Source organism: Pseudomonas sp. A-RE-19 (assembly GCF_019956555.1).
Lineage (GTDB): Bacteria > Pseudomonadota > Gammaproteobacteria > Pseudomonadales > Pseudomonadaceae > Aquipseudomonas.
The window spans coordinates 147,285-161,839 of record NZ_JAHBDQ010000007.1 but is presented as its reverse complement, the minus strand read 5'-3'; the positions used below and the strand labels follow the sequence as shown (position 1 = coordinate 161,839).

Here is a 14,555-nt window from a genome sequence, read left to right as displayed (position 1 = left end):
CTTTTGATCTTGTTTTAAACGCAAAGTCAAAAGATCGCAGCCTGCGGCAGCTCCTACAGGGGATGGTTATAGGCCCTGCAAGGTGTCGAGCAACACCTTCACCTTGGTAATCGATTCCTGATACTCGGCCTGCCACTCGGAGTCCGCGACGATTCCGCCGCCACCCCAGCAGCACACCTGCCCATCCTTTACCAGCAAACTGCGGATGGCGATGGAGCTGTCCATCTCCCCGCGCACGTCCAGGTACAGCAATGAACCGCAGTACAACCCACGACGGGTCGGTTCCAGCTCATCAATGATCTGCATCGCGCGAATCTTCGGTGCGCCGGTAATCGAGCCACCGGGGAAGCTGCCGGCGATCAGATCCAGTGCATCCTTGTCATCCGCCAGCTCACCGGTGACGCTGCTCACCAGGTGATGCACGTTCGGATAGCTTTCCAGGCTGAACAGCTCCGGCACCCGCACCGAGCCGATGCGGCAGGTGCGGCCGAGGTCATTGCGCAGCAGGTCGACGATCATCAGGTTCTCTGCGCGATCCTTGGGGCTGGCCAGCAGTTCGGCGGCGTTCGCGGCATCTTCGGCAGCGGTCAGGCCGCGGGGGCGAGTGCCTTTGATCGGGCGGGTTTCGACGTGTCGCTCGCTGACTTTGACGAAACGCTCCGGGGAAAGGCTCAACACGGCACCGCCGTCGGGCAGGCTCTGGAAGCCGGAAAACGGTGTCGGGCACGCCGCCCGCAGCGCGCAATACGCGGCCCATGGGTCGCCCTGGCATTGCGCGCGAAAGCGCTGGGCGAAGTTGACCTGATAGCAGTCGCCGGCCTGGATGTACTGCTGAATGCGTTCGAAAGCCTGCCGATACTCGTCGCAGCTCAAGTCGGCTCCCATCGGGCCGTCCAGTTTGAAAGGCTCGATTGTCTGAGGTGCAGGTTGCGTGAACAGTTCGATCAGCCGCTGTCGTTCGCTGTCGATCAGCGTCGGGTGAAACACCAATTGACTGGTATTCAACTGGTGGTCGGTGATCAGCGCCCAGCCATACAGCCCGAAACGTGCATCGGGCAATTGCAGATCGTCCCGCGCCTGGCTCGGCAGGTTTTCCAGATGCCGGCCGAAGTCATAGCTCAGATAACCGATCAGGCCACCGGCGAAAGGCAGGTCGACAGGAACAGTGGCTTCTCCGAGTCGCGTCAGGTTGTCGCGAAGACGTTGCAGGAAGTGGCTGCCGCTTTCATCCGGTAATACGGCCAATTGTTCAAGCGGCCAGGCGCTGAGCAGGTCATAACGCCCACGCCCGGCGCTCGGCCGGCCGCTGTCGAGCAGCACGGCGCCGGGGGCATGACGAATCGCCGCGAAGTATTCGGCGGGGTTGGCGCGATAGGGCAGCGGGTGTACGGAACAGGTCAACATGGGCGGGGCAGATCAGCCATCGAGGCGGGGGAGCGATTGTAGTCCTCTGCAGGATTTGCTCCTAGAGGGGATGTCGGGGATTGAACCGTTGGTGCCAGGGTTGAAAGCTTTTGTGACTGTGAGTCAGCCTTCGCGGGCAAGCCTCGGTCCCGGATCAACCCTCAACCGTTGGAATATGCCCAAACATTTCCTGAACGAACTCCACGCGTTCCTGCGCCGTTTCGGTCATCCCGCGTGCCTTCAATTCTTCCAGGCGCGCTTCGACCGCGTGGGTGCGCAAGGTCAATCCGCAATCGTTGGCAATCTGAATGTTCAACCCGGGCCGGGCGTTAAGCTCAAGAATCAGCGGCCCTTTTTCCTGGTCGAGCACCATGTCGACACCGATATAACCCAGCCCGCACAGCTCATAACAGCCGGCCGCGAGTTTCATGAAACCGTCCCAGTAGGGCAGTTGCACGCCGTCCACCGCGTTGGTGGTGTCAGGGTGTTTGTTGATGATGTTGTTCAGCCAGGTGCCTCGCAACGTCAGGCCGGTCGCCAGGTCTACGCCGACGCCGATGGCGCCCTGGTGCAGGTTGGCCTTGCCGCCGGACTGGCGGGTCGGCAGGCGCAACATGGCCATCACCGGATAGCCCATCAGCACGATGATGCGAATGTCCGGCACGCCTTCATAGCTGATGCTTTTGAAAATCTGGTCCGGGGTCACGCGGTATTCGATCAGTGCGCGGTCACGGTGACCGCCCAGGGAATACAGGCCGGTGAGGATGCTGGAAATATGGTGCTCGATTTCCTCATGGCTGATGATCTTGCCCGACACCGTGCGATAGCGGCCCTCGAAGCGGTCGGCAATCACAATGATGCCGTCACCGCCGGCGCCCTGGGCCGGCTTGATCACGAAGTCGGTACGCCCGCCGATGATCTCGCTGAGGTTGTCGATTTCCTTCTCGGTGGAGATCACGCCGTACAGCTCCGGCACGTGAATGCCGGCGGCGATGGCGCGTTCCTTGGTGATGATCTTGTCATCGACAATCGGGTACAGGCTGCGCTTGTTGTACTTGAGCACGTAGTCCGCGTTGCGCCGATTGATCCCCATGATGCCCCGGGCCTCCAGGGCTTTCCAGGTCTTCCAGAAACCGAACATCAGGCGTCAACCTTTTTCAGGAACGCCTTGAAACGCATCAGTTCGGTCAGGCGGTAACCGCGATAGCGACCCATGGCCAGCATGAAACCCACCAGGATCAGCAGGACCGCCGGGAAGGTGAACACGAAGTACACCAGCTCCGGCACGCTCATGATCAGGTGTGCCAGGGAGGCTGCGAACAGTGTGCCGATCGCGACTTTCATCGCGTGGCCGCCACCGCGCTCTTCCCAGGTGATCGACAGGCGTTCGATGGTCATGGTCAGAATCACCATCGGGAACAGCGCCACCGACAACCCGCGTTCCAGGCCGAGTTTGTGGCTGAACAGGCTGATAGCCGCGATCAGCACCACCACGAAGGTCAGCACCACCGAGAGCCTGGGCAACATTTGCAGCTTCAAATGTTCAAGGTAGGAGCGCAGCGACAGCCCCAGCGCCGTGATGATCGTAAACAGCACGATGCCGAAACCGAGTTGGGTTTCCCGGAAGGCGAGGGCGATCAGCACCGGGGTAAAGGTGCCGAGTGTCTGAATGCCGATCAGGTTGCGCAGGATCAGGATCACCAGCACGCCGATCGGGATCATCACCATGATCATGAAGGTTTGCTGGGTTTGCAGCGGCAGGCCGTACAACGAGTAGTCGAGGAAGTTGGCGTCGGAGTTTTCGTCGGTCAGCTTGGCCAGGCGAATGGCGTTCATTTCGCTGTTGTTCAGGCTGAAAGTGACGTTGGCTTTTTTGCCGCCATCGACGGTGATCAGGTTTTCGTCACCGGTCCACCACAACAAGCGGTCGGTGGGCAGGCCTTGTTCACCGGTTTCCGGGTTGAAGTACAGCCAGTCGGTGCCGTTGAAGCTGCGCAACCAGAGTTCAGGCATTTGCGGCTGATCGGCCACCAGACGAATGGTGTGGACCTTTTCCACCGGCACATGGGCGATGGACAGTACCAGTTCGACGATTCTGGCTTTGTTCGCGGTGGACGGATCGCCGCCCAGCAGCAGTTTGACGTTGTCGTCGTTGAGGTTGTTGACGCGCTTGATGGCTTCGCCGATGAACGTTTCGACGTCGGCAGAATGCTGGCGAATCGGCGCAAGCAGGGCTTCTGCGGCGATTTTTTCCGGGCCTTCGACGGCGATGCTGTCGCGGAAGGTCGGGCCTTTGACCTTGGATTTTTCGCCGCTGTAGCGCTTGGTCAGCACCAGACGGTAATAAAGGGTCTGGTTGCCCTTGGCCCGACGCGCCGACCAGGTGACTTTGCGGTTGCCGTCGACCCGGTTCACCGCCACGCCGTAATTGTTGGAAATGAAACTCTCGTTGAGGCTCACGTAATCGCGGCTCAGCGGTGGCACGAACATCTGGATCTTGATTGGGTCTTTGGCGTTGGCGACGAACTCGACCTTGGCGTCGATGTTCCACAAGTCGTCGGTGGCGTCTTCGGTCACCGGTATACCGAGTACGAAAATCTGATAGGCCGTAACTGAAATGCCCAGCACCACCAGGATGGCGATCAGCAATTTCAGATGGAGGGTAAGAGAGCGCATTGGAATTACTCTGCGGTATGTGCGTCGGTGGCGCAGGCGGGTTTGCCAGCAGCGTATTTAAGACTGGGGTCGACCAGCGCATCGAAACGTTTGAGTGCCTCGGAGCCGATCAAGAGCGGGTATTGGAAGGCACTGCGGTCGGTCAGGTTCACTTCGATGCCGCGTAACGCCGAACCCATGCAGATATCCAGCTCGATGACCGGACGGGCGGTGTACTTCTTGCCTTCTTCCGGGTCGTAGTCGCCGGCCCGGCGCTTGATCTTGCTGACGCGGGCCAGCGGTCGTTCGATCGGGTGCGAATGCGCGGCGTCGATGGCCAGATAGAAGCGCACCCAGGATTCGCCATTGCGTTTGAAACGTTTGATGTCGCGGGCACTCAGCGAAGCGGTTTTCGCCCCGGTGTCGAGTTTGGCGGCGACTTCCAGATTGATGCCATCCAGCGAAGCGTACTCATTGAGGCCGTACACAGTCTTTTCCCCTGCCGCGGCGAAACCTGGCAAACCAAAAAGACAGAGGAGCGTGGTGAAGGGCTTGAGTCTCATAAATCCTGATGCGCAGCGGTCCGTTCTTCAATTCAAGGCCCTGGCATTGCTGCACAAGCTCCCTCGGATGCCTATCTGCTTTGTATGACAGGCAATGCAGATGACAAGCAAATGCGGGCGGCATTCTAGCACGGTGGGTTGATGGCGCCAGCGCTGGCCGACGGCTATAACTTGAGGTGCTGCTTCCTAATGGTGCAGTCGGGTTATTAGACGATTGTCGACAATATCGATTTATCCTTTGACGTAACCGGCCTTATTCGCTAGTTTTTGCGGCATTGGTTTTCAAGGTGTCGACAATATGCTGGATCAACTCGATCCCCCGGTCACGGTTCAGGACGATTCGGAAACACTTTCCGAAAACGTCTTCCGACGTATTCAGGCGGCCATCGTCAAGGGCGAGATCGCCCCGGGCAGCAAGATCTCCGAGCCGGAGCTGGCGCGCACCTATGGCATCAGCCGCGGGCCGTTGCGTGAGGCAATTCACCGTCTGGAAGGCCAGCGCCTGCTGGTTCGCGTGCCGCACGTCGGGGCGCGAGTGGTGTCGCTGAGCCACGCCGAGCTGCTGGAACTCTACGAAATTCGCGAATCCCTGGAAGGCATGGCGTGCCGTCTGGCGGCCGAGCGCATGACGGTCGAAGAAATCGACGAACTGCGCCGCGTGCTCGAAACCCACGAGCGCGATGCGGCGTTTCAGGCAGGTAAAGGTTACTACCAGCAGGAAGGCGATTTCGACTTTCATTACCGGATCATCCAGGGCAGCGGCAACCGCACCCTGACCCAGATGCTCTGTGGCGAGCTCTATCAGCTGGTGCGCATGTACCGCATCCAGTTTTCCACCACGCCCAATCGGCCGCGCCAGGCGTTTGCCGAGCATCACCGGATTCTCGACGCCATCGCCGACCGTGACGGTGAATTGGCCGAGTTGTTGATGCGCCGTCACATCGGCGCCTCCAAACGCAATATCGCCCGTCACTACCAGGACGGCGCTAACCCGACAGCCACTGAACGAGGTGAGTCATGAGTTCCAACAAGAGCACTCCAGGCCAGCGTTTCCGCGATGCGGTCGCCAGCGAGCATCCGCTGCAAGTGGTCGGCGCGATCAACGCCAACCACGCACTGCTGGCCAAGCGCGCCGGTTTCAAGGCGATCTATCTGTCTGGTGGCGGGGTGGCTGCCGGCTCCCTTGGTGTACCGGACCTGGGGATTACCGGCCTGGATGACGTGCTGACCGACGTGCGCCGTATCACTGATGTCTGCGACCTGCCGCTGCTGGTGGACGTGGACACCGGTTTCGGCTCTTCGGCGTTCAACGTCGCCCGTACCGTCAAGTCGATGATCAAGTTCGGCGCGGCGGCGATTCACATTGAAGACCAGGTCGGCGCCAAGCGTTGCGGTCACCGTCCTAATAAGGAAATCGTTTCCCTGCAGGAAATGGTCGACCGCATCAAAGCGGCCGTCGATGCCCGCACCGACGACAGCTTTGTGATCATGGCCCGCACCGACGCCCTGGCGGTGGAAGGTCTGGAGTCTGCACTGGATCGCGCCGCCGCGTGCATCGAGGCTGGCGCCGACATGATCTTCCCGGAAGCCATCACCGAACTTGAGATGTACAAGCTGTTCGCCAGCCGCGTGAAAGCGCCGATCCTGGCCAACATCACCGAATTCGGCGCGACGCCGCTGTACACCACCGAGCAGCTCGCCGCCGCTGACGTGTCGCTGGTGCTGTACCCGCTGTCGGCCTTCCGCGCGATGAACAAGGCCGCGGAAAACGTCTACACCGCGATCCGTCGCGACGGCACGCAACAGAACGTTATCGACACCATGCAAACGCGCATGGAGCTTTACGATCGCATCGACTACCACACCTTCGAGCAGAAGCTCGATGCGTTGTTTGCGGCGAAGAAATAATGAAAGCCCTGTAGGAGCGAAGCTTGCTCGCGAAGACGGACTGACATTCAACATCAATGTCGTCTGAGACACCGCGTTCGCGAGCAAGCTTCGCTCCTACAAGTTTCCCTGACAAATTCAAGAAAACTGGAGACAGCAATGGCCGAAGCAAAAGTACTCAGTGGCGCCGGGCTCCGTGGCCAGGTTGCCGGGCAAACCGCACTGTCCACCGTGGGTCAGTCGGGCGCAGGCCTGACCTATCGCGGCTATGACGTTCGCGAACTGGCGGCTGACGCACAATTCGAAGAAGTGGCTTACCTGCTGCTGTACGGCGAGCTACCGACCAAGGCGCAACTGGCGGCCTACACCCAGAAACTGAGCAAGCTGCGCGACCTGCCGCAAGCGCTCAAAGAAGTGCTGGAGCGCATCCCCGCCGACGCCCATCCGATGGACGTGATGCGCACCGGTTGCTCGTTCCTGGGCAACATCGAGCCGGAGAAGGACTTCTCCGAGCAACACGACAAAACCGACCGCCTGCTGGCCGCGTTCCCGGCGATCATGTGCTACTGGTATCGCTTCAGCCACGACGGCAAACGCATCAATTGCGTGACCGACGAAGCCTGCATCGGCGGCCATTTCCTGCACCTGTTGCACGACAAGAAACCGAGCGAATTGCACGTCAAGGTGATGAACGTTTCGCTGATCCTCTATGCGGAACACGAGTTCAACGCGTCGACCTTCACCGCCCGGGTGTGTGCATCGACCTTGTCCGATCTGTTTTCCTGCATCACGGCGGCCATCGGCTCCTTGCGCGGCCCGCTGCACGGCGGCGCCAACGAAGCAGCGATGGAAATGATCGAGCGCTTTTCATCGCCGCAAGAGGCGGTCGAGGGCACCCTCGGCATGCTGGCGCGCAAGGACAAGATCATGGGCTTCGGCCACGCGATCTATAAAGACAACGATCCGCGCAACGAGGTGATCAAGGCCTGGTCGAAAAAACTCTCTGACGAGGTAGGTGACACCGTGCTGTTCCCGGTTTCCGAAGCCATCGACGCAACCATGTGGGAACAGAAGAAACTGTTCCCGAACGCCGACTTCTACCACGCGTCGACGTACCACTTCATGGGCATTCCGACCAAGTTGTTCACACCGATCTTCGTCTGCTCGCGCCTGACCGGCTGGGCGGCGCATGTGTTCGAACAACGCGCCAACAACCGCATCATCCGCCCGAGCGCCGAGTACGTCGGCGTCGAACAGCGCAAGTTCGTGCCAATCGAACAACGCTGACCGGGGAAGGGCACTGGCGCGAGGTACTGAAGGAACCGGAAACCCTGTGGGAGCGAGCCTGCTCGCGATGACGGACTGACATTCAACATCTATGTCGACTGATATATCGCTATCGCGAGCAAGCCCGCTCCCACATTTGTCCGTGTTCACTTCGGGAGCTGCGCCAGGCACCCACCCTTTGAAACCACCGTGACCGAGTCCTGACGATGAACACAGAATTCCGCAAACCGCTGCCCGGCAGCCACCTGGATTATTTCGACGTCCGTGCGGCGGTCGAGGCCATTGCGCCCGGCGCCTACGACACCCTACCGTACACCTCCCGCGTGCTGGCGGAAAACCTCGTGCGTCGCTGCGATCCGGCCACGCTCACCGAATCGCTCAAGCAATTCATCGAGCGCAAACGCGACCTCGACTTTCCATGGTTCCCGGCCCGCGTGGTGTGCCACGACATCCTCGGCCAGACCGCCCTGGTGGACCTCGCCGGCCTGCGCGATGCCATCGCCCTGCAAGGCGGTGACCCGGCGCAAGTGAACCCGGTGGTGCCGACGCAACTGATCGTCGACCACTCGCTGGCCGTTGAGCGCGGCGGCTTCGATCCCGAGGCGTTCGAGAAAAACCGCGCCATTGAAGACCGTCGCAACGAAGACCGTTTCCACTTCATCAACTGGACCAAAAAGGCGTTCAAGAACGTCGACGTGATTCCGCCGGGCAACGGGATCATGCACCAGATCAACCTGGAGAAAATGTCGCCGGTGATTCAGGTGCGCGACGGCGTGGCCTTCCCCGATACCTGCGTCGGTACCGACAGCCACACCCCGCACGTCGATGCGCTGGGTGTGATCGCCATTGGCGTCGGTGGCCTGGAAGCCGAGAGCGTGATGCTCGGCCGCGCCTCGTGGATGCGCCTGCCGGAAAGCGTCGGCGTCGAGCTCACTGGCAAGCTGCAACCGGGCATCACCGCCACCGACATGGTGTTGGCGCTGACCGAGTTCCTGCGCAAACAAAAAGTCGTCGGCGCATGGCTGGAATTTTTCGGTGAAGGGGCTTCCGCACTGACCCTGGGCGACCGTGCGACCATCTCCAACATGGCCCCGGAATACGGTGCCACGGCGGCGATGTTCTACATCGACCAACAAACCATCGACTACCTGAAACTCACCGGCCGTGAAGACGAGCAAGTGCAGCTTGTGGAGAATTACGCCAAGCAGACCGGCCTTTGGGCCGACAGTCTGAAAGGTGCGCAATACGAGCGTGGGCTGAGCTTCGACCTGTCTTCGGTGGTGCGCAACATGGCAGGGCCGAGCAACCCGCACGCCCGTGTCGCCACGTCCGATCTCGCGGCCCAAGGCATCTCTGGTCAGTGGGACGACGTGCCCGGCCAGATGCCGGACGGCGCGGTGATCATCGCCGCCATCACCAGTTGCACCAACACCAGCAACCCGCGCAACGTCATTGCCGCAGGCCTGCTGGCGCGCAACGCCAACAAGCTCGGGCTGACCCGCAAGCCGTGGGTCAAATCCTCGCTGGCGCCGGGTTCGAAAACCGTGGCGCTGTATCTGGATGAAGCCGGGCTGACCAAAGAGCTGGAGCAACTCGGCTTCGGCGTCGTGGCCTTCGCCTGCACCACGTGCAACGGCATGTCCGGCGCGCTGGACCCGGTGATCCAGCAGGAAATCATCGACCGCGATCTGTATGCCACTGCGGTGTTGTCCGGTAACCGTAACTTCGACGGGCGGATTCACCCGTACGCCAAAAACGCGTTCCTCGCTTCGCCGCCATTGGTGGTGGCTTACGCCATCGCCGGGACCATCCGTTTCGACATCGAAAAAGATGTGCTGGGCCTGGACGCGAACGGCAAGGAAATCCGCCTGAAAGACATCTGGCCGAGCGACGAAGAAATCGACGCAGTGGTGAAAGCGTCGGTCAAACCGGAGCAGTTCCGCCAGGTGTACATCCCGATGTTCGCCATTCACGAAGACACCGGCCCGAAGGTCACGCCGCTGTACGACTGGCGCGAGATGAGCACCTACATCCGCCGTCCGCCGTACTGGGAAGGCGCGCTGGCTGGCGCTCGTCCGCTCAAGGGCATGCGTCCGCTCGCGGTGCTGCCGGACAACATCACCACCGATCACCTGTCGCCTTCCAACGCGATCATGCTCGACAGCGCTGCTGGCGAATACCTGGCGAAAATGGGCCTGCCGGAAGAAGACTTCAACTCCTACGCGACTCATAGGGGTGACCATCTCACCGCGCAGCGCGCGACCTTCGCCAACCCGAAACTGTTCAACGAAATGGTTCAGGAAAACGGCAAGGTCAAGCAGGGCTCTCTGGCGCGGGTCGAGCCGGAAGGCCAGGTCATGCGCATGTGGGAAGCCATCGAAACCTATATGGACCGCAAGCAGCCGCTGATCATCATCGCCGGCGCCGACTACGGTCAGGGTTCCTCCCGCGACTGGGCAGCCAAAGGCGTGCGTCTGGCGGGTGTGGAAGCGATTGCCGCCGAAGGTTTCGAGCGCATCCACCGCACCAACCTGGTGGGCATGGGCGTGTTGCCGCTGGAATTCAAACCGGGCACCGATCGCCACACCCTGGCCATCGACGGTAGCGAAACCTACGACGTGATTGGCGACCGCACCCCGCGTGCGACGTTGACGCTGGTGATCAACCGCAAAAATGGCGAACGCGTCGAAGTGCCGGTGACCTGCCGCCTCGACACCGCTGAAGAAGTGTCGATCTACGAGGCCGGCGGCGTGTTGCAGCGTTTCGCTCAGGACTTCCTCGAAGAATCGGCGGTTGCCGTTTAACACGACGAGCCGCGCGGGATCTTGAGTCCCGCGCTGGCCGATAAGGATCAATATGGCTCACGCATCTCAAATTGCACCGCAGATCAAGATCCCCGCCACCTACATGCGTGGCGGCACCAGCAAAGGCGTGTTCTTCAGCCTGCAAGACTTGCCCGAAGCGGCACAAATTCCAGGGCCGGCTCGCGATGCGTTATTGCTGCGAGTGATCGGCAGCCCCGACCCGTACGAGAAGCAAATCGACGGCATGGGCGGTGCGACGTCCAGCACCAGCAAAACCGTGATTCTGTCAAAAAGCATCAAGGCCGATCACGATGTCGATTACCTGTTCGGTCAGGTCTCCATCGACAAGCCTTTCGTCGACTGGAGTGGCAACTGCGGCAACCTGTCGGCGGCGGTCGGCTCGTTTGCCATCAGCAATGGCCTGGTGGACGCCAGCCGCATTCCGCACAACGGCGTGGCGGTGGTACGCGTGTGGCAGGCCAACATCGGCAAGACCATCATCGCCCATGTGCCGATCACGAATGGTGAGGTGCAGGAAACCGGCGATTTCGAACTCGATGGCGTGACCTTCCCGGCGGCCGAAGTGCAGCTCGAATTCATGGACCCGGCGGCGGAAGAAGAGGGCGCCGGTGGTTCGATGTTCCCCACCGGCAATCTGGTAGATGACCTCGAAGTGCCGGGCGTCGGTACGCTCAAGGCAACCCTGATCAACGCCGGCATTCCGACCATTTTCATCAACGCCGAAGACATCGGCTACACCGGCACCGAGTTGCAGGGCGCGATCAACGGCGACCTGGAGGCCCTGGCGATGTTCGAAACCATTCGCGCATACGGCGCGCTGCGCATGGGGCTGATTGAGCATCTGGACGAGGCCGCCAAGCGTCAGCACACGCCGAAGGTGGCGTTCGTCGCCAAACCGGCGGATTACATTGCGTCCAGCGGCAAGGCGATTGCGGCGACCGACGTCGATTTGCTGGTGCGCGCGCTGTCCATGGGCAAGCTGCACCACGCGATGATGGGCACGGCAGCAGTGGCCATCGGCACGGCGGCGGCGATTTCCGGCACGTTGGTCAACCTGGCGGCGGGCGGCATCGAGCGCAACGCGGTACGCTTCGGTCATCCGTCCGGCACCTTGCGCGTGGGCGCAGAGGCCAGCCAGGTGAACGGTGAATGGACCGTGAAAAAAGCCATCATGAGCCGCAGTGCGCGGGTGTTGATGGAAGGTTACGTCCGTGTGCCGGGGGATTCTTTCTAACCCCAATCCAGACATATACACAAAACCCTGTGGGAGCGAGCCTGCTCGCGATGAGGCCATAACATTCAACATCTATGTTGCCAGTCACACCGCCATCGCGAGCAGGCTCTCTCCCACAGTTAATTGCATTTCAATAACAAGAATGGCGTCACCAACTAAGATTGATCCTGAACCGAGGTCCCATCAACGAACCACTGACCGAGTGAATCGAACATGAGCGCCAACGTCGACCTGAACAACCGCCCCGACTACGACACGGTCCTGCAGGACATCGCCGACTACGTCCTCAATTTCAAAATCGAATCTTCAGAAGCGCTGGATACCGCGCGCAACTGCCTGATGGACACCCTCGGCTGCGGTCTGCTGGCCCTGCGTTTTCCTGAATGCACCAAACACCTGGGGCCCATCGTCGAAGGCACGGTCGTTCCCTTCGGTGCCCGCGTGCCTGGAACCAGTTATCGTCTCGATCCGGTCAAGGCCGCATGGGACATCGGTTGCATCGTCCGCTGGCTCGATTACAACGACACCTGGCTCGCCGCTGAATGGGGTCATCCATCCGATAACCTCGGCGCCATTCTCGCGGTGGCCGACCACCGGTCGCAAAAACGCCTGGCCAATGGCGACGCACCGCTGACCATTCGCGCGGTGCTGGACGCCATGATCATGGCGCATGAGATTCAGGGCGTGATTGCGCTGGAAAATTCCTTCAATCGCGTCGGCCTCGATCACGTCATCCTGGTCAAAGTCGCCTCGACCGCCGTCACCGCCAAGCTGATGGGCGCCAATCGCGAGCAACTGCTGTCGGCGTTATCCCATGCCTTTGCCGACGGCCAGTCGTTGCGCACGTACCGGCATGCGCCGAATGCCGGGTCACGCAAATCCTGGGCGGCAGGGGATGCGTCCAGCCGAGGTGTGCGTCTGGCGGACATTGCGATGCGCGGTGAAATGGGCATCCCCGGCGTACTGACGGCCAAACAGTGGGGGTTCTACGACGTACTGTTCAGCCACACCAACAATGACCTGGCGCTCAAGCCTGAAGACAAACGCGCCTTCAGCTTCTCTCGCCCGTTCGGCAGCTACGTGATGGAAAACGTGCTGTTCAAGATCAGCTTTCCCGCCGAGTTTCACGCGCAAACGGCCTGCGAAGCGGCCGTTACCCTGCATCCATTGATCAGGAATCGTCTGCATGAGATCGACAGGATTGTCATCACCACCCACGAATCGGCGATCCGCATCATTTCCAAGGTCGGTCCATTGGCCAATGCCGCTGACCGCGATCACTGCATTCAGTACATGACGGCCGTACCACTGGCGTTCGGCAATCTGGTGGCGGAGCAATACGAAGACGACTTCCACGCCGCCCATCCGATTATCGATGTGCTGCGCGAAAAAATGGTCATCGTCGAAGAGCCGCGCTATACCCGTGAATACCTGGAAGCCGACAAGCGTTCCATCGCCAATGCGGTGCAAGTGTTCTTCAAGGACGGCTCCAGCACCGAGAACGTGGTGGTGGAGTACCCGATCGGCCACCGCCGTCGTCGCGCCGATGGCATTCCGTTGTTGGAGGACAAGTTCAAGGCGAACCTGGCGACACGCTTCACGGCTCAGCGCAGTGCCGAGATTATTGCGTTGTGCAAGGATCAGGCAGCGCTTGAAGCGACCGCAGTGAACCGGTTTGTGGATTTGTTTGTGATCTAGGAGACCGCGTCATCGTTCAATCGCGAGCAGGCTCGCTCCCACATTGGATCTCAGCGGACACATTATCTGTGTGCGACACCATTCAAAATGTGGGAGCGAGCCTGCTCGCGATGGCGGTGGAGCTGGCGCCGGAGATCTACTTGAACCGTCGCTCCACACCTTTCTCCACTAAAATCTTCGCAGAGATCTCTTCCACGGAGAAATGCGTGGAATTGATGTGGGCAATGTTCTCGCGGCGAAACAGATTCTCCACCTCGCGCACTTCGAATTCGCACTGCGCGTAGCTCGAATAGCGGCTGTTGGGCTTGCGTTCATTGCGGATCGCGGTGAGGCGGTCCGGGTCGATGGTCAGGCCGAACAGCTTGTGGTGATGGGCGCGCAGGGCGGTCGGCAGTTGCAGGCGTTCCATGTCGTCTTCGGTCAGCGGGTAATTGGCGGCGCGGATGCCGAATTGCATGGCCATGTACAGGCACGTCGGCGTCTTACCACAACGCGACACGCCCACTAGGATCAGGTCGGCCTTGTCGTAATAATGCGTGCGGGCGCCATCGTCGTTGTCGAGGGCGAAGTTCACCGCCTCGATGCGCTCCATGTAATTGGAGTTGCCACCGATGGAGTGGGATTTGCCGACGGTGTAGGAAGAATGCTCGGTCAGTTCCTGTTCCAGTGGGGCCAGGAAGGTCGAGAAAATGTCGATCATGAAACCATTTGACGTTGCGAGAATCTCACGAATGTCCTGATTGACAATGGTGTCGAAAATAATCGGACGAAAACCATCGTTTTCGGCGGCTTTGTTGATTTGTTGTACCATGGCCCGCGCTTTATCCGCGTTGTCGATGTACGGCCGCGTGAGTTTGCTGAAGGTAATGTTTTCGAACTGCGCCAGCAGGCTCTGACCGAGCGTTTCGGCGGTAATGCCGGTGCCATCGGAGATAAAGAAAGCAGATCGTTTCATTTGCACCTTGGGCCTTAAGCTAGTGACGATTCTTGGATATGATAGGC

At 60.2% G+C, this 14,555-nt stretch carries 11 protein-coding genes; 6 read left to right on the top strand and 5 right to left on the bottom strand.

Going from position 1 to position 14,555, the window contains the following annotated elements:
* Positions 1-66 precede the first annotated feature (66 nt).
* The 4 genes from pabB to KGB14_RS06040 form a co-directional block, all read right to left on the bottom strand.
* On the bottom strand, positions 67-1,404 hold the full coding sequence (pabB, locus tag KGB14_RS06055; RefSeq protein WP_223484741.1) for an aminodeoxychorismate synthase component I: 1,338 nt from the start codon (positions 1,402-1,404) through the stop codon (positions 67-69).
* A gap of 154 nt (positions 1,405-1,558) precedes the next feature.
* Positions 1,559-2,545 carry an alpha-L-glutamate ligase-like protein gene (locus KGB14_RS06050; protein WP_223484739.1) on the bottom strand — a complete coding sequence of 329 codons (987 nt, stop codon included), beginning with the start codon at positions 2,543-2,545 and terminating at the stop codon, positions 1,559-1,561.
* Complete coding sequence (locus KGB14_RS06045) at positions 2,545-4,080, bottom strand: inactive transglutaminase family protein (protein WP_223484737.1); 1,536 nt, start codon at positions 4,078-4,080, stop codon at positions 2,545-2,547. The genes KGB14_RS06050 and KGB14_RS06045 overlap by 1 nt, the downstream gene beginning before the upstream one ends.
* 5 nt (positions 4,081-4,085) lie before the next feature.
* On the bottom strand, positions 4,086-4,622 hold the full coding sequence (locus KGB14_RS06040) for an ATP-dependent zinc protease (protein ID WP_223484735.1): 537 nt from the start codon (positions 4,620-4,622) through the stop codon (positions 4,086-4,088).
* Positions 4,623-4,920: 298 nt separating this feature from the next.
* Here KGB14_RS06040 and KGB14_RS06035 point away from each other — a divergent pair, with 298 nt between their 5' ends.
* The 6 genes from KGB14_RS06035 to prpD all read left to right on the top strand — a co-directional run bounded on the left by KGB14_RS06035 (position 4,921) and on the right by prpD (position 13,553).
* On the top strand, positions 4,921-5,643 hold the full coding sequence (locus KGB14_RS06035; protein ID WP_411740774.1) for a GntR family transcriptional regulator: 723 nt from the start codon (positions 4,921-4,923) through the stop codon (positions 5,641-5,643).
* Entirely contained in the window at positions 5,640-6,530 is an 891-nt protein-coding gene (gene prpB / locus KGB14_RS06030) for a methylisocitrate lyase (protein WP_223484733.1), read from the top strand. Before KGB14_RS06035 ends, prpB begins: the two co-directional genes overlap by 4 nt.
* Before the next feature lie 138 nt (positions 6,531-6,668).
* Positions 6,669-7,796: a 2-methylcitrate synthase gene (prpC, locus tag KGB14_RS06025; RefSeq protein WP_223484731.1), complete on the top strand. Its 1,128-nt coding sequence runs from the start codon at positions 6,669-6,671 to the stop codon at positions 7,794-7,796.
* Positions 7,797-8,002: 206 nt separating this feature from the next.
* On the top strand, positions 8,003-10,600 hold the full coding sequence (gene acnD, locus KGB14_RS06020) for a Fe/S-dependent 2-methylisocitrate dehydratase AcnD (RefSeq protein ID WP_223484729.1): 2,598 nt from the start codon (positions 8,003-8,005) through the stop codon (positions 10,598-10,600).
* A 52-nt stretch (positions 10,601-10,652) separates the two neighbouring features.
* Positions 10,653-11,855 (top strand): 2-methylaconitate cis-trans isomerase PrpF, encoded by a 1,203-nt coding sequence (gene prpF / locus KGB14_RS06015; protein WP_223484727.1) that lies wholly within the window; start codon positions 10,653-10,655, stop codon positions 11,853-11,855.
* A gap of 213 nt (positions 11,856-12,068) precedes the next feature.
* Positions 12,069-13,553 (top strand): 2-methylcitrate dehydratase, encoded by a 1,485-nt coding sequence (gene prpD, locus KGB14_RS06010; RefSeq protein ID WP_223484725.1) that lies wholly within the window; start codon positions 12,069-12,071, stop codon positions 13,551-13,553.
* Positions 13,554-13,689: 136 nt separating this feature from the next.
* Here prpD and KGB14_RS06005 read toward each other — a convergent pair whose 3' ends face one another.
* Entirely contained in the window at positions 13,690-14,508 is an 819-nt protein-coding gene (locus KGB14_RS06005) for a pyruvate, water dikinase regulatory protein (RefSeq protein ID WP_223484715.1), read from the bottom strand.
* Positions 14,509-14,555 lie beyond the last annotated feature (47 nt).

Excerpts from the sequence above, each read along its gene's own strand:
- KGB14_RS06050 (WP_223484739.1), bottom strand. The coding sequence starts at position 2,545 with ATGTTCGGTTTCTGGAAGACCTGGAAAGCCCTGGAGGCCCGGGGCATC.
- KGB14_RS06005 (WP_223484715.1), bottom strand. The coding sequence starts at position 14,508 with ATGAAACGATCTGCTTTCTTTATCTCCGATGGCACCGGCATTACCGCC.
- KGB14_RS06035 (WP_411740774.1), top strand. The coding sequence starts at position 4,921 with ATGCTGGATCAACTCGATCCCCCGGTCACGGTTCAGGACGATTCGGAA.
- pabB (WP_223484741.1), bottom strand. The coding sequence starts at position 1,404 with ATGTTGACCTGTTCCGTACACCCGCTGCCCTATCGCGCCAACCCCGCC.
- prpF (WP_223484727.1), top strand. The coding sequence starts at position 10,653 with ATGGCTCACGCATCTCAAATTGCACCGCAGATCAAGATCCCCGCCACC.
- prpB (WP_223484733.1), top strand. The coding sequence starts at position 5,640 with ATGAGTTCCAACAAGAGCACTCCAGGCCAGCGTTTCCGCGATGCGGTC.
- KGB14_RS06040 (WP_223484735.1), bottom strand. The coding sequence starts at position 4,622 with ATGAGACTCAAGCCCTTCACCACGCTCCTCTGTCTTTTTGGTTTGCCA.
- acnD (WP_223484729.1), top strand. The coding sequence starts at position 8,003 with ATGAACACAGAATTCCGCAAACCGCTGCCCGGCAGCCACCTGGATTAT.
- prpD (WP_223484725.1), top strand. The coding sequence starts at position 12,069 with ATGAGCGCCAACGTCGACCTGAACAACCGCCCCGACTACGACACGGTC.
- prpC (WP_223484731.1), top strand. The coding sequence starts at position 6,669 with ATGGCCGAAGCAAAAGTACTCAGTGGCGCCGGGCTCCGTGGCCAGGTT.
- KGB14_RS06045 (WP_223484737.1), bottom strand. The coding sequence starts at position 4,080 with ATGCGCTCTCTTACCCTCCATCTGAAATTGCTGATCGCCATCCTGGTG.